Here is a 21,110-nt window from a genome sequence, read left to right as displayed (position 1 = left end):
GTCATACTTAATAATTGCTTCGAAAACAAACATTAAGATACTGATTCTTAAGGGATTATCCAAACTTAAACACTGCTTATTCTTCTCATTTTCAACATTATAAGTCAAAACTTAACGAACTATTGTAAATAACAAACCGGATCCATTGGGTTCGGTTTTTTTTTGTGAACATACTTTCTGCATCATTAGGCGAGATTCCAATTTATAGATAAATCTGCACAGATAATGCCAGCTCAATCATGAACGAAGTGAAATTTAATGAGTAAATTTAGATCCTTACCTTCATAAGTCATCTGATCATTTTCCAACAATTGGGTATAATCGAGTTTGGTTAACTCTTCAATTCAATATTTAGCTCCTTATCAGGCTTACATGTAAATTCAGGTGGAAGTATCTAAAAATTGGGCAAAAAAAAACGGTTGAAGAATCTCAACTGGTTCAATATAATTTAATAAAATGAGTTAACCATTTTCAGAACTTTACTTTATAAACAGTTTCTTGTCTATAATGTATCCTTTCACAGCAAATCCCTCTTAAAATTACAACTGCTTTTGTTGCATAAAAAAAGTTGCTCAATCTTTTCAGATGAGCAACTTTTTATAATGTATATGTTTTTTGAAAAAATCTAGATTCCTGGAGTAGGCTCAGCTTCTAAAGCTTCAATAGAATTTTGTAATAAAGCTTTCACATATTTTGGATTGTGTACTCCTAAACTACGATCTTCTTCTAATCCAGCCCAGTTAAAGAATGCACGTGCCTGAACCATAGGATAAGTTCCAACAACAGGCTCATAAGCAGCATCAGCTTCAACCCAAACTACAACACCTAAGCGAACTAATTCGTCTCTTAGTGTTTCAAGTTGACCTTCAACAATTGATTGTACTCCTCCATAATTAAAATCTGTTTCAGTAACACCGTGACATGTATTACATGCTAAAAGAGATGGATTATATGTATGTCCACCTTGATCTTCATCATTATCAAATTCAGCCATATGACAACCAGTACAAGAAGCTTGAGCTAAGTGAGTAGCAGAACCAGCAGCAGGATAAGCAACAGAACCTTCAATTTCAGCAAAACCAACACCTGCAACAACATTTGCTTGTGCTCCGTGGTGAGGTCCGTAATGAGTACTGGTAATTTTGTATGTATCACCTGGTTTGTCAATAATAGGCTCAGCTCTTCTAGACTGATGACAATTCGCACATAAATTCGAATTTCCTCCTAAATCCATTGTTATTGCAGGATCGAATATTGGGTGTACAGGGTCTTTTAGTCTTAAAGCATAATCTTTTGCTTCAAATGATTCATGTAACCCATGACAGGTAGCACATTCCCATGCTGTTGGGTTTGTTATAGTTCCTGCAACAGTACCGGTATTGGCATACTGCACAAAACCTTGATGCGAATGACAGCGTGCACAAGAAGCATTTCCTCCGGCATAATCAACTGCATTGATACCACTGCTGTGAACAGACATAGCAAATTGTGCTTCAATAGTTGCTTTAGTATCTCCTGAGTGGCAGTCTAAACAAGTTGAATTTCCATCGGTTCCATCAATTCCATTTGTGCCATCAGCACCTGCTGGTCCCATAGGTCCTTCTTTTGTACAACCAGCTATTAACAGAGAAATTGCAAAAACTCCAATTCCTACAAATTGAAAAAATGAGCGAGTTTTTTTCATAATAAAAAATATAAGATTAAATTTAGTAGTTCCATTTTTGACACAAAGAGTACATCTCCTTATACTTTTTAAATATATATGAATGCAAATGCCTTATCAATAAATGGCTGGCGAGATTTATAAACTACAGGAAAGAGGTTTGTTTTGTTTAAAAAACGAGGAATTTGGTTTTTAAATCGACATTTATCATTCAAGGGGCGATTTTTATCGCCCAGACATACAACAATCTAATATACAGAACAATAACAGCAATCAATTGAACAAAAACAAGGAATTCATTTTGTTTCAGGCATAAAAAAATCAGCCGAAACTGATTTTTATTGATTATAAATTAAAATAAATTCTTCTAGTATTCTAATATTTCTGTCTCATTTCTCAAAATCATTCTACCATAATCACTAAGTGCACTTAGTACTTCTGCTCCAGGGTAGATAGTAACTGAGGCAATTTTTTCAACTCTTCCTCTTATTTCTTTCACCAATGTTTCATCTTTAGCCAAACCACCTGTTATAATTATAGCATCAACAGCTTCAGCGCCAAATACAGGATACATTGAACCTATTGATTTAGCTACTTGATAGGCCATTGCCGATAATACCTCCTTGGCTTTAGAATCACCTGCATCTCTCATCCTACAAACATCATATCCGCTGTGAGTATTAAAATAAGCATACAAACCACCTTCGCCTGTCTGCATTTTCATCATCTCTTCCTGAGTATATTTTCCTGAAAAACACATTTGAATCATCTCTCCCATAGGCAAACTTCCACTTCTAATCGGTGAAAACGGTCCATCACCATCGTATGCCTGATTTGAATCTACTACTCTCCCCTTTTTATGAGCTCCGATACTGATTCCTCCACCTAAGTGAGCAATAATCAGATTCAATTCTTCATATTTCTTATAAATACTCTGAGCATATTTTCTTGCACTCGTTTTCTGATCTAAAGCATGAAAAATAGAACGCTTTTTAAACTCAGGGCGACCTGTTATTCTTGCTATATCTTCTAATTCATCAACCACAACAGGGTCGGCAACAAAAGCTTCTGCACCATCAATTTGTTCCGAAATAGTATAGGCGAGTAATCCGCTAAGATTCACAACGTCATTGCCGAACTCACAATTCGAAAGGTCTTTAATCATTGCCTCATTAACGCGATAAACGCCCGATTTTACTGGCTTGATAAGTCCTCCTCTGCCAATAATGACTTTTATTTCATCAATAGAAATATCATTGGCCTTTAACTCATCCATAATCACCTTTGCCCGGAATTTTGTTTGATCGCAAAAGCATTTAAAATCACCAATCTCCTCTGGCTTATGGTTAATTTTCTTTAAAAAAACCGGAGAATTCATCCGATAAACAGCTATTCGTGTAAATTGCATTCGCGGATTTAAGGCAAGTATCAGTTCTCTACTCATAGTGTTAATATTAGTGTTGTTATATGATTTAAAATTGGAGACAATTGTGTCTGCTATTCGTCTTATACTCTATTTAGTTTGCATGCATTCCTTTGCGATAGGTCTCAACATCCAATATACCTTGAAATAACCAATCTTTGAATTTCAGATGTTCCTTCTCCAATTTGAAGAAGACGCTGATCGCGATAAAACCTTTCTACCGGATAATCTTTCATTAAACCATATCCACCATGAATTTGAACTGCTTCGTCGGCAACTTCCTTTGCAATTTCTGAACAATACAATTTAGCCATGGCTGCTTCTTTTCCATATTCCTTCCCCGTATCTTTCAACCAGCATGCTTTGTACAACAGGTTTCTCGCCAACTCAATTTTCAATGCCATATCAGCTAGTTTAAAAGAAATAGCTTGAAATTTCGAAAGTGTTTTTCCAAATTGTTTTCTCTCTTTTGCATATGCAAGAGCCAATTCATATGCACCCTGTGCACAGCCAAGTCCCATTGCTGCAATGGATAGCCTTCCTGAATCCAAAGTTTTTAACATCACCTTAGATCCCATACCACGCTTGCCCAATAAATTATCTTTTGGAATACAACAGTTATCAAAGAACATTTCTGAGGTATCCGAAGCCCTCCACATCATTTTCCCGTGCATGGCTTTGGATTTCCAACCCGGTGTTCCTTTTTCGACAATAAAGGTGGTAAATTCTTTCTCCTTACCCTTAATTTCGGTTACTGTCTGTACTGTAACACCCGAACATAAAGGAGTTGATCCATTTGTGATGAATATTTTCGATCCATTAATTACCCAACTATCACCTGTGTCTTTGGCATATGTTTTTGATCCCCGGGAATCGGAACCAGCGTCTGGTTCAGTTAATCCAAAAGCCCACAACTCTTTTCCGGAACAAAGTCCCGGCAGGTATTTTAATTTTTGCTCTTCACTGCCAAATTCATACAATGGACCTATTCCCAGCGAATTATGAGCGGCAAGTGTGGCTGCATGCGAGCCATCAACTCTTGCAATTTCCTCAACTGCAATTATATAAGACAGATAATCAGTATTGTGTCCTCCATATTTTTCAGGAAGTGTCATGCCAAACAATCCCATTTCACCCATTTTTAGGGTTAATTCAATAGAAAACTCCTCTTTCTCGTCCAATTCCTGAGCCAATGGCTTTATATCCCGTTCTGCAAAATCCCGAACAGCCTTTCTTATCGTATCATGTTCATCATTCAAATATGGAAACATATATATTTCTATTAGTAATTAATAATTCCGGAATGAAGAAATATGCCTGCAACTTCAATCCTTAGGCTTCCTCATTCACAAATATTAAGTTAGCAACTATCAATCATTTCGCAAATTCCATTCTAAATTTATTTTTGAAATTACTCAGATAAAATAGTGCCCAAGACATCCTCTGGAACCACAATCTCTTGATTCAGCAATGCCGATGCAAATGTTTTCCCCTGAGCATCAATCATTAAAGATTTTGTTCCTCCACCGTCCAGAGCTTCGTCCAATAAAAAATTTAATGCCAATAAATTGTCAATTTCGAATCTTGTGACTTTTCCTTTTGATAAGCCGAAAAACATATCAGTAATTCTTTCTGAAGTTAATTCCGTTTTTAAGAATTCATATACTGCTTTAGATCGAGCCAGTACACCAATATTTACGGTATCTCCTTTATCGCCGGAACGGGCCAGACAAATTTCCCGAAATGGAACAGCACACATTTTTACGCCTTCCTTTTTTTTCACTTTCTCCTGATAAGAATTCGATGATTGTACAGTTATTATTTCCTGTTCATTTCCTAAAACAGAAGGTATTTCTGATGTTTCTTTAATCTCTCCATCTTCATTTAAAACATATACTATTGAAGAAATACATGTTTTTGGGATTAAAGTAGGCCAATATGTAATTACCTGCTGCATTCTTGCCCTGCCACCTGTTACGGCAACTCCCGGAGGTCCGCTTAAAATCAGCGGAGCAATACTCATGGAAAAGTCTTTGATTTTTGATACATCAGTATCATAAACAGATAAGCGCAGTAATATTTCATTGGGATCAATATCTTCAGCCAAATGTTGATGACAGGCATTGTATCCGACAAATTCAGTATTTTTCTTTAGATAAGTATGCTTTAAACGCTCCCAAAATATTTTTTCAAACTCTTGTGCTTTAATTAAAACTTTTCCTCCGCTGATAACAATCGAGCTGGTTGCTTTATATCCATCTTCAAACGCCATCGAAACTTTTAAATACGGCGTAGATGGATGACCTTTTGCATTCTTCACCAACACTCTATTTTCACCTTGCTTTTCCAGCACTAATTGACTAAAATCGGCAACAACATCGGGACTGATATATTGAGCCGGATTACCCATTTCGTATACCAATTGCTCGCGAATTGTATTAATACTAATTAAACCGCCTGTATTCTCATGTTTATAGACAGTAAACTCACCATTTTTATTCATTTCAACAATCGGATATCCCATGTTATCCCAGCGTTTTACTTTTTGCCAATCGGTAAAATTTCCTCCCGTTGATTGCGCTCCACATTCGATAATATGACCAGCCACCAAACCTGCCGCCAATTTATCCCAATCATCCAGTTTCCAGCCCAATTCATAGATCATTGGCGCCATGGTAACAGAGGTATCGGTGACCCTACCAGCCAATATTAAATCAGCTCTGCTTTCCAAAGCTTTTAATAAAGGTGGTACACCCAAATAAATATTCGCACTTTGTATGTTCTCGAAGATATCCTTAAAATCATCTCCGGTATCCATGTTCTTAAAATTAGCTTTGGAAGGATAAAATTCATCTATCCGTTCAATGATATTATCACCTTCAACTACTGCTATTTTAATTGAAATCCCTTTCTTTTTGAGTTCCGTGAGAATTTTACGGGCACAACCGATTGGATTAATTCCTCCGGCATTTGTAATCATTCTAACACCTTTCTCTTTCATCAAGTCAGCCACATCCACAATCTGATCCACAAAATCAGTGACATAGCCTAATGATTCGTCTTTTAACTGTTGTTTACGAAGAATACTCATCGTTACTTCTGCTAAAAAATCAGAAGATATGTAATCCACATCTCCACCTTCCAACTGTCTTCTTAGTACTCCAAGGTCATCGCCCCAGAAACCACCGGCATTTGCAATTCTGATTTTATCCTTCATATTTTTTGATTTGGCGTTAAATTCAAAATAATATATACTTAGTTTTCAGGTCAATATATAACCTGATCGGTTTAATCCATCATTAACTTTATCATTTCTGTTCTATTCTTAACCTGATCTCCTTCAGAAACTAATACGTTCTCAACTTTCCCGTGAAACGGAGCCAAAATACTGTTCTCCATTTTCATTGCTTCCACAATAATCAAGACATCTCCTTTAGCCACCTTCTGTCCCTTATTAACTTCAATTTTCACAACTCTGCCCGGCATCGGCGATAAAATACTTCCATCAGATTCCTTCCGATCAGAACCCCCAACATCTGCTATATTGGATTGAATCTCCGACCATCTCATCAGTTCACGAACAATCCCCTGACAACTCACAAAGCTCTTTCCTTCAGCATTTTTCGATTGATAAAACAGATATCTGACGCTATTAAACTCCAGCATCAATTGACTATCTTCAATATTCACATTTTCAACAACATAAAATGCACCACTAATTCTTATTTTATATGGATTTATACTGATTATTTCAATATCAAGTACTTCTTTATCTACAATTCTAAGTTTTATTCCCTGCTGTCTCCAATAACCAATTTCTTCCCAAATTGAATTGACCTTCTTCCTTTTCAATTCAAACAAAGCGAAACTGATTTGGAAAAGAGCAGCAGGTATTTCAAGTTTATCTTCCTGCATTTTTCGCATCAACTCATCATTATGGTTCTGACAAAAATGTGTTGAAATTTTATTTTGGTTGAAATGATCAGTATTCAACAATGTATGCAAATACATGATGTTATTCTTAATTCCATGTATCTCGTAATTGTGCAAGGCATGATGCAATCCTTCAATGGCCAGATCCCTGTTTTCGTCCCATACAACTAATTTCGCAACCATTGGATCGTAATCGGAATGAATTGTGCATGACCCAACTATAGCAGAATCCAGACGCAACCGACCATCAAACAATTTTGGTGCTTTGTAAAAACTAATTTCTCCAGGAGATGGGATAAACTCATTTTCAGGATCTTCCGCATAAACTCTGGCTTCAATGGCGTGACCTTTCATATGAATATCTTCCTGTCTCAACTTTAGCTTTCGCCCTGAGGCTATCAACAATTGTTTTTCCACCAAATCAATTCCTGTAATCATTTCCGTAACGGGATGTTCCACCTGAATTCTGGTGTTCATTTCCAGAAAGTAGTAATTCAAATCCTCATCAACCAAAAATTCAACTGTTCCTGCATTGGTGTAGTTCATTTCCTGAGCCAAAAAAACAGCCATATTGCCCATTTCCTTCCTCAATTCATGCGTTAAAGTTGGCGAAGGAGCTTCCTCAATCACTTTTTGAAAGCGTCGCTGTATCGAGCATTCCCGCTCAAATAAATGTACCACATTTCCATGCTGATCAGCTAAAATCTGAACTTCAATATGCCGCGGATTTTGTATGTATCTTTCGATTAAAACGGTGCCATCGCCAAAATAGCTTGTTGCTTCGCGCGATGTCGACTCCAAAGCAGCTTGCAAGTCTTCTTCTTTATGAACGATCCGCATTCCCTTGCCACCGCCACCTGCAGCAGCTTTAATCAAGAGTGGAAACTGCATTTTTCCCGCTTCTTCTATCAATTTCACTGAGTCTCCAACAACACCTTCCAAAACCGGAACTCCTATGGTTTTGGCAAATTCACGTGCATTTACCTTATTCCCCATTAACAGAATAGCATCAGCATCAGGACCAATAAAATCAATTCCATTATCGACACATAATTGAGAAAAAACAGCATTTTCAGCTAAAAATCCATAGCCCGGATGAATAGCATCCGCTTTTGCTTTTCGTGCAATTTCAATAATCTGATTTAAATTCAGATATGTTTCCTGTAAATTATTTCCCCTTAAAGGATATGCCTCGTCGGCCTGCAAAACATGCTCTGCCTGCCGATCGAGTTCAGAATATAAGGCAATGGTATGTATGCCCAAATCTTTTGCTGTTCGCATGATTCTAAGGGCAATTTCGCCACGATTCGCTATTAATAGTCTTTTGTAGTACATTCTAATTCAATTAGTAATTACGAATTATTAATTCTCAATTACCCAGTTAGGTTTCCGTTTCTCTAAAAATGAATTCATTCCTTCCTGACCTTCCGCCGATTGACGTAATTCAGCAATCATTTTAGCTGTATTTTCCATTGCTTCTTCATGATTCCATACATTCTCAACATCGTAAAGCAATTGCTTGCAAGTAGAAACTGCAATAGGTCCACTCGATTTTAGCTTTGATATCAGATCCTCTAATTTTTCTCTTAGCTTCTTTTCACCAAACGACCAATTTACCAAACCCGCTTCCTGCGCCTCTTTCCCATTAAATCTCATTCCGGTAAGCATCAACTCTTTCGATTTGAATTCACCAACCCGTTTCATCACGTAAGGAGAAATACAAGCCGGAACAATGCCGATTTTCACTTCGCTTAATGAGAAAACGGTATTCTTATGTGCCAGAACAAAATCGCAGGCCGCCAATAAGCCATTTGCACCACCAATAGCAGCACCATGAACCATAGCAATCGTGGGAAACTTGCAGGAATAAACAGCATTGAAGCACATTGACAGCTTATAACTCTCCAAATAGTTTTCCTGATAAGAATAATTAGCAACGCCTTTCATCCATTTCAGATCTGCCCCGGCGCAAAATGATTTTCCTTTTCCTTTCATAATCACAACCCGAATACTGTCAAAATTCATCTTCTCAATTTCTTCGAAACAATCAATGATTTCGCCAATCATCACCTCATTAAAGGCATTGTGTATCTCGGGACGATTCAACGTGATCGTTCCGATTTTGTTTTCTATATTAAATTCTATGGTTTTAAATTCTTTCATTGTTTTTTTATTTATCCCTAAATCCCCTAAAGGGAACTTAAAAAAATTCAATTACATTCTAAACACCCCAAAATCAGGCTCACCAAACTCTTTATTTACTGAAGCGGCTATTCCCATCGCCAGTATTTTTCTTGTGTCGGCAGGATCGATAATCCCATCGTCCCACAAGCGTGAAGTGCTGTAATAGGCAGAGCCTTCCTCCTCATACTTTTCTAAAATACTGTCTTTCAATTTGTTTTGCTCTTCAATTGGGAATTCCTTCCCGCTTTTGTGAAGTTGTTGTTCCTTTACCTGTACCAAAACGCCAGCCGCCTGTTCACCACCCATCACCGAAATTTTGGCATTGGGCCACATAAACAATAATCTTGGTTCGTAAGCTCGTCCTGCCATAGCGTAGTTTCCAGCTCCAAAAGAGCCACCAACAATTACCGTGAATTTAGGAACCTGAGCATTTGCAACCGCATGAACCATTTTGGCGCCATCACGGGCAATCCCTTTGTGCTCATATTCTTTTCCCACCATAAAACCAGTAATATTCTGCAGAAAGATCAATGGAATTTTACGAAAACAGCACAATTCAATAAAATGTGCCGCTTTAAGCGATGTTTCAGAGAAAATAATGCCATTATTGGCTATAATACCAACCGGAAAGCCCATAATCTTTGCAAATCCAGTCACGATTGTTGGAGCATAACGCTCTTTAAATTCCTGAAAAGAACTTCCATCCACAATTCTGGCTATCAGCTCTCGGGCATCAATGGCCTTTTTCAGATCAATTGGAGCTAATCCGTACAATTCTTCAGCAGGATATGCAGGATCTTTCACTACTTCTCTTTCCAAGCCAAATTTCCGCACTTTAGGCATCGACTCAAATATGTTTCTGCATATTTGAACTGCATGTCTGTCATTTTCAGCCAAATGATCTGCTACTCCGGAAATAGAAGTATGCATTTCAGCTCCGCCCAATTCCTCTGCTGTAACATCCTCACCTGTTGCAGCCTTCACCAATGGAGGCCCGCCAATAAAAATGGTTCCTTGTCCCCTTACAATAATGGTTTCATCACTCATGGCCGGCACGTAAGCGCCACCGGCTGTACACGATCCCATTACAATGGAGATTTGAGGAATTCCTTTTGCCGACATTTTTGATTGATTGAAGAAAAACCGTCCAAAATCATACTTATCAGGAAACACCTTCGATTGTTCAGGAAGAAAAACACCTCCCGAATCGACCATATAGATACAAGGCAAATGATTCTCCAGAGCAATCTCCTGCGCACGAATGTGCTTCTTAATGGTTTCCTTAATGTATGTTCCACCTTTTACGGTTGCATCGTTGGCAACAATCACACATTCTCTGCCGTGAATTACTCCAATACCAGTTACAATGCCAGCTGAAGGAAATTGATTTTCGTATTGATCGCAGGCAGCCATTGCTGAGAGTTCCAAAAATGGAGTGTTTTTATCCAATAAAAGCTCAATGCGATCTCTTACCAAAAGCTTTCCGCGTTTCAAATGACGCTCTTTGGCTTTTTCATCAACGCCGTGCAATATTGATTTTAACCGATGGCGGTACTCTTCCATCAATTTCTCGTAAGACTTCTTATTATCCAAGAAATCCGAAGAGTTTACGTTTATTTTTGATTCTATTTGATTCAAAGCTTTATTATTTTTACTTCCGTTTAAACAGATCTTTTATTCTTAATTATTTAAAGAATTTAGATGTTAGATTTGAGATCTGAGACAAACTTAACTTCTTTTAAAATCTCATTTCTAATATCTATTATCTCAAATCTTTGTTTCTACATATTTCGTCTGTACTGACCGCCAACCTCATATAATGCATTGGTTATCTGACCTAAGGTGCAGAATTTGCAAACCTCCATTAAAGAGGCAAATACATTTTCATTCTTCAAGGCGGTCTCTTTCAAGCCTTCTAATGCTTTCACCGCCTTTTCTTTCTGATTAGCCTGCACTAACTCTTTAAATTTCACTTGATTAACTTTCTCCTCCTCATCGGAACGAATAACTTCTTTAGGCTGAACTGTTGGAGAACCTTTTGAGCTTAAAAATGTATTTACACCAACAATTGGCAACTCTCCACTGTGTTTCAGACTCTCGTAAAGCAAAGATTCTGATTGTATTTTGCTCCTTTGATACATGGTTTCCATGGCTCCCAACACACCGCCACGATCCGTTAACCGATCAAATTCAACCATGACAGCTTCCTCAACCAAATCGGTTAATTCTTCGATAATGAATGATCCCTGCAAAGGATTCTGATTTTTGGCCAATCCAAGCTCTTTATTAATGATGATTTGTATCGCCATTGCTCTTCTTACCGACTCCTCTGTCGGAGTTGTTATGGCCTCATCGTAGGCATTCGTATGAAGAGAATTACAGTTATCATAAATTCCGGTTAAAGCTTGCAATGTTGTTCGGATATCGTTGAATTCAATTTCTTGTGCGTGCAGCGATCTGCCCGAAGTTTGGATGTGATATTTCAGTTTTTGTGAGCGACTATTGGCCTTATAAAGATATTTCATGGCCTTCGCCCATATTATTCTCGCTACCCTACCGATTACCGTATATTCCGGATCCATTCCATTAGAGAAAAAGAAGGAAAGATTTGGTGCAAAATCATCAACCTTCATACCTCTTGAAATGTAATATTCAACCAAGGTAAACCCGTTTGATAATGTAAAAGCCAATTGGGAAATTGGGTTGGCTCCAGCCTCTGCAATATGATATCCTGAAATAGAAACCGAATAGAAATTCCGAACCTGATTTTCGATGAAGTATTGCTGAATATCTCCCATCATTTTAAGCGCAAAATCAATAGAGAATATACAGGTATTCTGCGCCTGATCCTCTTTCAGCATGTCTGCCTGAACCGTTCCGCGAATCTTACAAATGGTTTCCTCCTTAATTTTCTGATAAACTTCGGCAGGCAATACCTGATCACCAGTTGCTCCTAACAACAACAGTCCCAGCCCGTTATTTTCTTTTGGCAAATCGCCTACATAGCATACTCTGTCTTTCCCAGCGAAGATTGCTTCAAGTTTTACTTTAACCTCTTCTTCCAGTCCATTTGCCTGAATGTACTTCTCGCACTCCTGATCGATAGCCACATTCATATAATAGGCGACCAACATGGGTGCCGGCCCATTAATCGTCATGGATACCGAAGTTTTCGGATCGCACAAATCAAAACCGCTGTATAGTTTCTTGGCATCATCCAATGAAGCGACGGAAACTCCGGCATTACCAACTTTTCCGTAAATATCCGGCCGGTAGTCAGGATCTGCGCCATACAAGGTAACCGAATCAAATGCCGTTGATAATCGAACTGCAGGCTGACCGGCTGCCAAATAATGAAATCGCTTGTTCGTTCTTTCCGGTGATCCTTCTCCGGCAAACATTCTTGTTGGGTCTTCTCCTTCCCGTTTAAACGGAAAAACACCTGCTGCGTAAGGAAATTCTCCGGGAACATTTTCTTTTAGATTCCATTTTACGATATCACCCCAACTTCTGCAGCCGGGCAATACAATCTTAGGAATCCTGCTCTGAGAAAGGGTTTCAAAGTGCGTTTCCACGGATAATTCTTTACCACGAACCTTATATTTGAATATATCCTTTTTGTATCTTTTTTTCTTCTCGTCCCAGGAATTTATAATATTCTGATGCTTAAAGCCCTTTGAAAGATCAGTTGCCTTATCAGATAATAATTTCTTAATGCCTTCTTCTTCAATAACTTTAGCAGACTTATCTAAAGCATACAATTGATCTGCAATTTCAGATTGTTCTTCCGCCTTTCTGTTGTATCTTCTTACCGTTTCTGAGATCTCTGAAAGGTATCTTACCCTTGCCGGCGGTACAATTTCAATTTTTTGGCTCGCTTCGAGGAGCGGTTTTCCATTCTGAGCAAAACCTGATGCATTGCCTGCAATTAAAAACTCGATTAAGGCATGATAGAGCTCGTTTACGCCATGATCGTTAAATTGAGAGGCCACTGTTCCATAAACTGGCATATCGTCCGGATTTCGATCCCACAGAAGGTTGTTTCGCTGATATTGCTTTTTCACATCGCGCAAAGCATCCTGTGCACCTTGCTTGTCGAACTTGTTAATGGCAATTAAATCAGCAAAATCGAGCATATCGATCTTCTCCAACTGCGTTGCTGCTCCAAAATCAGGTGTCATTACATACACTTTCACATCGCTGTGATCGACAATTTCAGTATCCGACTGTCCGATTCCTGAACTTTCAAGGAAAATACAGTCAAACCCCGCTGACTTCATTAGAATCAAAGAATCATCAACATGTTTGGACAATGCCAGGTTAGCACGGCGTGTAGCCAATGATCTCAAATAGATGTTTGGATGATGAATGGAATTCATGCGGATTCGATCGCCAAGCAATGCGCCTCCACTCTTTTTCCTCGAAGGATCTACGGAAAGGATTGCCAGTTTTAATTCAGGATAATCAATATGAATCCTTCGAATCAGTTCATCCGTTAAGGAAGACTTTCCTGCACCGCCGGTTCCTGTAATTCCAATTACCGGCGTATGATTCACTTTTGCGCTGTTCTTCAATTCAAGATACAAATCAGAATCCTGAAGGAGATCGTGTTCTGCCAAGGTGATCAGCCTGGCTAACAAATTGACATTTTCATTAGTAATTTCTGATGCTTTTGGCAATTCAAACTCATTCAACGAGTAATCCGATTTTTCCAAAACCTCATTAATCATGCCTTGCAAACCCAAATTACGACCATCATCAGGAGAATACAAACCATCAATTCCGTAGGCTTCCAGCTCTTTTATTTCAGATGGCAGAATTACACCACCACCACCTCCAAAAATTTGAATGTGTCCGGCATTTTTTTGCTGCAGCAAGTCATACATGTACTTAAAGAATTCCATATGTCCACCTTGGTAAGAGCTTATGGCAATGGCTTGTACATCTTCCTGGATAGCACAATCAACAATCTCTTCGGCAGAGCGGTTGTGTCCCAAATGAATTACTTCAGCACCCGAAGCCTGAATAATCCGACGCATGATATTAATCGATGCATCATGGCCATCGAAAAGCGAAGTTGCTGTTACAATCCGAACTGTATTTTTAAGCTTGTATGTCGTATTTGCTGTCATGCTTTAGTTTAAAGTCTATAAATTCAAGGCTTTCTCAATAATTTCAGCGATATCTATATTTTGCAATTCCGCTTCTTTGTTTTTTAATTTTATTCCATCGGTCAACATCGTCATGCAAAAAGGACAAGCTGAAGCAACTTTATCTACTTTTCGTTCGATAACTTCTTCGGTACGCTCAATATTGACTTCCTTATTTCCTTTTTCGGCTTCTTTAAACATCTGAGCACCACCGGCTCCACAACACAGACCATAGCTTCTCGCCCGCTTCATCTCTTTCACTTCTCCAAAAACTGCTTTCACAACATTTCTGGGAGCATCATAAATTCCATTTCCTCTTCCCAAATAACATGGATCGTGATAAGTGATGCTTTCGCCTTTAAACGGGTTATTCTCCAATTTCAGTTTCCCGGTTCGAATCATCTCATCCAGAAACACCGTGTAATTGATCACCTCGTAGTTTCCTCCTAAATCAGGATATTCATTTTTCAGGGTATTGTAGCAGTGCGGACAAGTACAGATGATCTTCTTCACCTGGTATCCGTTAAGAACCTCGATATTTTGCATAGCCTGCATCTGAAAAAGCATTTCGTTTCCAGCACGCTTTGCTGCATCGCCCGTACAGCTTTCTTCCTTGCCTAAAACAGCATAACTTACACCAAGATGATTCAATATTTTTGCAAATGCCCGTGCAACTTTCTGATATCTGTCATCGAAAGCTCCGGCGCAACCAACCCAATACAAATATTCAGGCTTTTCGCCTTTTGCTGTTACATCTGCCATTACGGGCACATCTATTTTTGTTTCTATTGTCATTTCAAAACAGTAATTAAAGTACAACTTATCCTAAAACACGTCAATCAACTCAAATTCAATCAGTTAAAATAATCACTCAGCCCATTTCATTCTATCTTCAGGAGAGAATTGCCAGGGTGCTCCATTGTTTTCAATGTTTGCAAACATCATATTTAAGCCCGTTGGCGCTGCAGATTCCTCCATCACCAAATATCTTCTCATATCCATGATTAAATTAGGATGACTAATATCGATAGGACATTCCTGAGCACAGGCATTGCAGGTTGTGCAAGCCCAAATCTCTTCTTCGGAAATATAATCGCGCAAGAGTGATTTATTATCTTCCTTGCCCGCAATTGCCAAGGGGCCTTTCTCATCCATCCGCTTCCGCAGATCAACAAATATTTTTCTTGGAGACAAAAGTTTTCCTGTGATATTAGCCGGACAGACATCCGTACAACGGCCACACTGTGTGCAGGACAAGGAATCCATGTAATTCTTCCAGCTCACATCTTCAACGTCTTTAACTCCAAAACGGGCAACCTCTGCATTTTCGTCATAAGCAGCTTCCGGATCAAGCATTAGCTTCACTTCACGGGTAATACTTTCCAAGTTTGGATATTTTGTAATTGGTTCCAAATTTGCCAGAAACACATTCGGAATGGATAGAAAAACGTGAAAATGCTTCGAGTACGGCAAATAATTAGCGAATGTAAATATCAATAAAATATGCACCCACCAACCCGGCTCCTGAAGCCAGCTAAAATCCCAACCGAATAAATTAACCAAAGCGGCAGAAACAGGATAAACCCCTTCGTAACCATTTGGGTGACTACTGACGTATCCCATATTGAAACAAATCAGGGAAACCATTAAAAATCCAATAAAGAATAAGGACAATTGAGCATCCCAATTGGCTTTGGGAGTCATTTCCACTCCAGAAAAGCGTTTCACCTTTAAGAACATTCTGCGAATGCTGAAAAGCTTGATAAAAATAAGAATCAACAGGGCAAATACATCTCCGGAGGCTATCACCACATCATAAAACCATCCTGTAAAGGCAAAAGCCCTGTCCAATCCGCTAACACCATCCACAACCATTTCAATACTGCCAAGAGTGATCACAAGAAAGCCCCAAAACACCAATGCGTGCATCAAACCGATGACAGGCTTCCGGAATATTTTGGTTTGCCCGAAAGCCACATTCAGAGTATGGGAAATTCGTGCCCCAATATTTTTAATTGGATAAGCAGGCTTTGTCAGCTTAAAAAATCCCCACAAACGCTTTACCGAATAGGCAAAAACGCCAAATGTGATTAATAATGTGATGATGAAGAGGATTTGTTTTATCATGATTCAGCAATTAAAGTGATTAGTAACAAGCTCTTAGCCTCCTTTCACAGGCTTATGCTATTTTGAATTTCGGACTGCTTCTGTCAATTTTGGCAATACTTCCATAACATCACCAACGATCCCATAATCTGCAACACCAAAAATTGGTGCTTCAGGGTCTGTATTGATGGCAACTATACATTTGCTCCTGCTGATACCGGCAACGTGCTGTATCGCGCCGGAAATACCCGCAGCGAAGTATAAATTCGGTGCTATTACTTTCCCTGTTTGTCCAACATGCTCCTCATGTCCGCGCCATCCTTCATCCGAAACCGGACGTGAACAAGCCGTTGCTGCTCCCAACGCGTCTGCAAGTTCTTCCACAACACCCCAATTATCAGGACTTCTCATTCCTCTACCTGCCGAAACCACAATATCTGCATCAGCAAGGTTGACTTTATTTGTCTGCTTTTCTTCCTCCAGAACCTGAATTTTAAAAAGGGCAGCATCCAAATTCGGCGAAAATTCTTCAATCGATACATCAACCTGATTTTCTATAAAACCAAAACAATTTTTAGCAATGGTTATCACTTTTACAGGTGAATCAATTTGAACATGTTCGAAGGCTTTTCCTGAAAAAACACCTTTTTTAACGACAAAGGGATTCATCGATACCGGAAGTTCCAAAACGGCAGATGCCATTCCAGCTTTCATCTTAACTGAAATTCTTGGAGCTATGGCTTTACCACTCTCATTATCGCTCATAACAATTGTGTCTGCGCCTTCTATTTCTGCTAATTTAGAAATTACCTGAGCATAAACACGGCTTGTTAACGTATTCATTTGAGGATCATTCACGGAAATAATTCTCTCCGCACCATATTTCCCCAAACTTTTCAATTCCTCCTCCTTTACCTCGCCGATAGAAACAACAATAAGCTGAGTATTTAATTGGCTGGCTAAATTTCTAGTATAGGATACCAATTCAAAGGTGGAATTTTTAAACTTCCCGTTCCAATTTTTGGCAAATGCAATTACTGACATAGGCTTTTCTTTTAGATATGAGATAATAGATTTTAGATATGAGACTTAACACCAAAAAAAACAAGGCTTTCCGACTCATTAATTTCTCATCTACCATCCATCACACTTGATTAAACATGGTAATCTTATCACTTATAATACCTTAGCTTCGTTTTTCAATAGCTCAACCAGTTGCTCAACATGCCCGGCATCAATCATTTTACAAGCTCCTTTGGCTTTTGGCAATTCAAATTTCACCGATCTGGTCAGCATTTCCATCTCTGTTGCTGCTATCACCTCCAAAGGTTTCTTACGTGCCATCATTATTCCACGCATAGCAGGAATCCTTGGTTCCTTTGCAATTCCTTTCTGAACTACAGCAACTAACGGCAGTTCGGCCTTTATTTTTTGCTTTCCTCCTGGAATAGCCCGATACAGAATAACATCATCACCATCAAGATTTACACTGGTTACAGACGAAACTCCCGAATAATCCATAAACTCTGCAATCATAGCACCTACTGATGAACCATTGTAATCGCTTGATTCTATTCCACTAAAAACAATATCGAATGGATTCTCCTTTAGATATGCTGCAATTTGTCCGGCCACATAATATGCATCTGCTGCACAGGCATCAATACGAAACGCCTTATCGGCACCAATAGCAAGAGCTTTTCTTAAGGTTGCATCAGTTTGGGCACCGCCGACATGAATCACAGAAACCTCATCAACCGAATTGCCGGCATCCTCTTTCAACTCCAAAGCACGGGTCAAGGCCAGCTCGTCCCATGGATTAATGATCCACTGAACACCTGAATCATCAAACAGAGTACTATCTTCCTTGAACTTCACTTTAGTTGTGGTATCAGGAACATTACTTATACAGACCAATATCTTCATATGTATTAAATTTTAGTATCTGGTACCGGGATTATATCACAAAGATTAATTACGGCCACAACAGTTATTATTAATAATCCACTTAATCTATTTCTTCAAAAAAAACACAATAAACAACTCTATAAAAACTACTTACATTAAAACAAATACAGCATTCCGAGTATTCTATCAATCCACTAACCCTCTTGAAATTACAATCTTTTGAATTTCCGAAGTGCCTTCATAAATCTGAGTTAATTTTGCATCCCGCATTAAACGTTCTACATGATATTCCTTTACATATCCATATCCTCCGTGAATCTGAACTGCCTCAGTGGTTACCTTCATTGCAGTTTCGGCAGCATATAGTTTGGCCATGGCACTTGCCTGTCCGTACGGTTTGCCCTGATCTTTTAACCAGGCTGCTTTTAAACAGAAAAAGCGGGCAGCTTCAATCTCAACGGCCATATCAGCTAATTTAAATGCGATTGCCTGATGATGAATAATCTCTTTCCCGAAAGCTTTTCTTTCCTGTGCATATTTTAACGCCAGTTCGTATGCTCCTGAAGCAATCCCCAAAGCCTGCGAGGCAATTCCTATTCTACCGCCTTCGAGCGACTGCATGGCCAGTTTAAATCCAAAGCCTTCTTCACCCAAACGATTTTCCTTTGGGACTTTAACATTATTGAACATTACGGAACAGGTATCTGATGCCCGCATTCCCATTTTATTTTCATGTGATCCAACAGTTATCCCTTCCGATTTGGAGTCGACAAGCAAAGCATTAATTCCTTTGTGTTTTAACTCGGGATGGGTTTGAGCCATTACAATGTAGATAGAAGCTGATTTACCGTTTGTAATCCAATTTTTAGTGCCATTTACCAGGTAATGGTCTCCCATATCAACAGCAGTAGTTCTTTGTGAAGTTGCATCAGAGCCTGCTTCAGGTTCCGATAACAGGAAAGCTCCTATTTTCTCACCCCGGGCCATCGGTTTTAAAAATTTTTGTTTTTGTTCTTCTGTACCATACTTTTCAACCCCCCAACAAACCAATGAATTGTTTACCGACATGATTACTGATACCGAGGAATCGACCTTTGAAATTTCTTCCATTGCCAAAACATAGGATATGGTATCCATTCCACCACCATCATATTCCAATCCAACAAGCATTCCCAGAAAACCTAAATCCGCCAAACGTTTCACCTGCTCAGTTGGATACTCTGATTTCTCATCTCGTTCTATTACTCCGGGCAACAGCTCACGTTGTGCAAAATCCCGTGCCGCATCCCGTATCATTAACTGCTCTTCGGTAAATTCAAAATTCATAGTTTTAATTTTTAGGTGTGATATTAAAAGCTATTAGCTGATAGCAATTCGTTTTTAGCTGATTTACATGATGTAACAATTTAATTATTCAGTAATACACCCATTTATTCCCCCCGTTTGTAAACAACGGCAACTAAAGACTTGTCATCTCCACCCATGTTTACAGACATTGCATATGATTTTTCCTTGGTGATTTCAATTTGTGCCTCTCCGGCATTCCCTGTTAATTGTTCCCAAATGGTTACAGCCTGATGAACTCCGGTAGCACCTGTTGGATGCCCCCAACCAATTAAACCACCCGTTGTGTTTACAGGTATTTTCCCACATCTGGAAGTATGACCTGCCAAAACAAATTCAGGGCCTTTTCCCTCTTCGGCTAAACCAATAGCCTCAAGAGCCATTATTCCGGCAATAGAGAAACAATCATGAACTTCCACAGTTCCTAACTGATCAACAGTAATTCCAGCCATTCGCATTGCTTTTTCTACAGCCACCTTCATGGTCGTTAAGCTGGTCATCACCTCTGGTTTTTGAGTAATATCTGCTGCAACATGAGCGAAACCAACAATTTCAACTGCATCCTTTGCATTTAATCCAATTTTTTTTAATCCTTCGTCAGACACTATTGCGATCGCCGAAGCTCCGTCGGAAACTTTAGAACAATCAAAAACATTCAAATGATCCACAAATCCTCTGGGATTTACAGGAGTGTTTGCCGTCCCTTCCAAATCCTTATTTGTATTGTGAAATTCTTGTGCCGTTTTGCACAAACGTGCATTTTCAATGGCATTGCAATACCACTTCGCCATGGCTTTGCGGGTAATTTCCCTGCCAAATTTTTCGTAGTAAGCACCTGCCCGGTCACTAAAAACACCCGGAAAGAAGTACGCATGTCCCTCTTTACGCGTTTTTTGCCATCCGGCACCAGCCAGAACATCCGCTCCATACATGGCTTTCATGCTATTCTGAACTTCAAAACCAAGCGCAAGCACTACATCAGCCGTTTCTGCAAGAATCGATTTCATTCCTGTAGTAAGAGCTAAGCCACCCGATGCACAAGCACCTTCCACACTAACGGATGGCTTGTACTTCAATTCAGCATCAATCATTGGCAAAAAAGCGGGCAAATTAGCTTGCTTATTAAAGCGGGAAGCCATAAAATTTCCGATTACTCCTTCATCAACATTTTTAGCACCGCCAATCATTTTTAAAGTTGCCTGACCAGCTTCCTGAATATAGTGTTCCAGACCAGGACGAGGCTTCTTGGGATGAAATTCATTTCTGCCGGTTCCCATCGAAATGGTGTTGTAACCGGCCAGCATGTATATTTTTTTGCGTAAAACGTTCATTCTTTTAGATATGAGATAATAGATGTGAGCTCTAAGAAAAAATTCAGAACATCAAATAATCATCTAGT

General features: G+C 39.1%; 14 protein-coding genes. All 14 read right to left on the bottom strand.

The features are described 5' to 3' along the window. Positions 1-625: 625 nt before the first annotated feature. Positions 626-1,684 carry a hypothetical protein gene (locus BZG01_RS19725; RefSeq protein WP_101311561.1) on the bottom strand — a complete coding sequence of 353 codons (1,059 nt, stop codon included), beginning with the start codon at positions 1,682-1,684 and terminating at the stop codon, positions 626-628. A gap of 346 nt (positions 1,685-2,030) precedes the next feature. Continuing rightward, positions 2,031-3,107, bottom strand: coding sequence for a butyrate kinase (gene buk / locus BZG01_RS19720; protein ID WP_101311560.1), 1,077 nt, complete (start codon positions 3,105-3,107; stop codon positions 2,031-2,033). 104 nt (positions 3,108-3,211) lie between these two features. Further along, the gene (locus BZG01_RS19715) at positions 3,212-4,357 is read right to left on the bottom strand and encodes an acyl-CoA dehydrogenase family protein (RefSeq protein ID WP_101311559.1); all 1,146 of its coding nucleotides are present in this window, start codon (positions 4,355-4,357) and stop codon (positions 3,212-3,214) included. A 140-nt stretch (positions 4,358-4,497) separates the two neighbouring features. Beyond that, positions 4,498-6,303: an acyclic terpene utilization AtuA family protein gene (locus BZG01_RS19710; protein ID WP_101311558.1), complete on the bottom strand. Its 1,806-nt coding sequence runs from the start codon at positions 6,301-6,303 to the stop codon at positions 4,498-4,500. 71 nt (positions 6,304-6,374) lie between these two features. Then, on the bottom strand, positions 6,375-8,354 hold the full coding sequence (locus BZG01_RS19705) for an acetyl/propionyl/methylcrotonyl-CoA carboxylase subunit alpha (RefSeq protein ID WP_101311557.1): 1,980 nt from the start codon (positions 8,352-8,354) through the stop codon (positions 6,375-6,377). A gap of 27 nt (positions 8,355-8,381) precedes the next feature. Beyond that, positions 8,382-9,182, bottom strand: coding sequence for an enoyl-CoA hydratase-related protein (locus BZG01_RS19700; RefSeq protein ID WP_101311563.1), 801 nt, complete (start codon positions 9,180-9,182; stop codon positions 8,382-8,384). A gap of 51 nt (positions 9,183-9,233) precedes the next feature. Further along, positions 9,234-10,841, bottom strand: coding sequence for a carboxyl transferase domain-containing protein (locus BZG01_RS19695; protein ID WP_281256458.1), 1,608 nt, complete (start codon positions 10,839-10,841; stop codon positions 9,234-9,236). Between the two features lie 143 nt (positions 10,842-10,984). Further along, positions 10,985-14,335 (bottom strand): methylmalonyl-CoA mutase family protein, encoded by a 3,351-nt coding sequence (locus tag BZG01_RS19690; RefSeq protein WP_101311555.1) that lies wholly within the window; start codon positions 14,333-14,335, stop codon positions 10,985-10,987. A 15-nt stretch (positions 14,336-14,350) separates the two neighbouring features. Beyond that, entirely contained in the window at positions 14,351-15,148 is a 798-nt protein-coding gene (locus BZG01_RS19685) for a (Fe-S)-binding protein (RefSeq protein WP_245870439.1), read from the bottom strand. A gap of 72 nt (positions 15,149-15,220) precedes the next feature. Continuing rightward, a complete protein-coding gene (locus BZG01_RS19680; RefSeq protein WP_101311554.1) occupies positions 15,221-16,480 on the bottom strand; it encodes a 4Fe-4S dicluster domain-containing protein in 1,260 nt (419 codons plus the stop codon). Positions 16,481-16,537: 57 nt separating this feature from the next. Next, a complete protein-coding gene (locus BZG01_RS19675) occupies positions 16,538-17,503 on the bottom strand; it encodes an electron transfer flavoprotein subunit alpha/FixB family protein (protein ID WP_101311553.1) in 966 nt (321 codons plus the stop codon). 132 nt (positions 17,504-17,635) lie between these two features. Beyond that, a complete protein-coding gene (locus tag BZG01_RS19670) occupies positions 17,636-18,385 on the bottom strand; it encodes an electron transfer flavoprotein subunit beta/FixA family protein (RefSeq protein WP_101311552.1) in 750 nt (249 codons plus the stop codon). 168 nt (positions 18,386-18,553) lie between these two features. After that, on the bottom strand, positions 18,554-19,693 hold the full coding sequence (locus BZG01_RS19665) for an acyl-CoA dehydrogenase (RefSeq protein WP_101311551.1): 1,140 nt from the start codon (positions 19,691-19,693) through the stop codon (positions 18,554-18,556). Between the two features lie 104 nt (positions 19,694-19,797). After that, a complete protein-coding gene (locus tag BZG01_RS19660) occupies positions 19,798-21,042 on the bottom strand; it encodes a thiolase C-terminal domain-containing protein (protein ID WP_101311550.1) in 1,245 nt (414 codons plus the stop codon). Positions 21,043-21,110: the final 68 nt, after the last annotated feature.

The organism is Labilibaculum manganireducens, from assembly GCF_002843385.1.
GTDB classification, from domain to species: domain Bacteria; phylum Bacteroidota; class Bacteroidia; order Bacteroidales; family Marinifilaceae; genus Labilibaculum; species Labilibaculum manganireducens.
The sequence above is the reverse complement of the archived record's forward strand: the minus strand, read 5'-3'. Positions and strand labels throughout refer to the sequence as shown.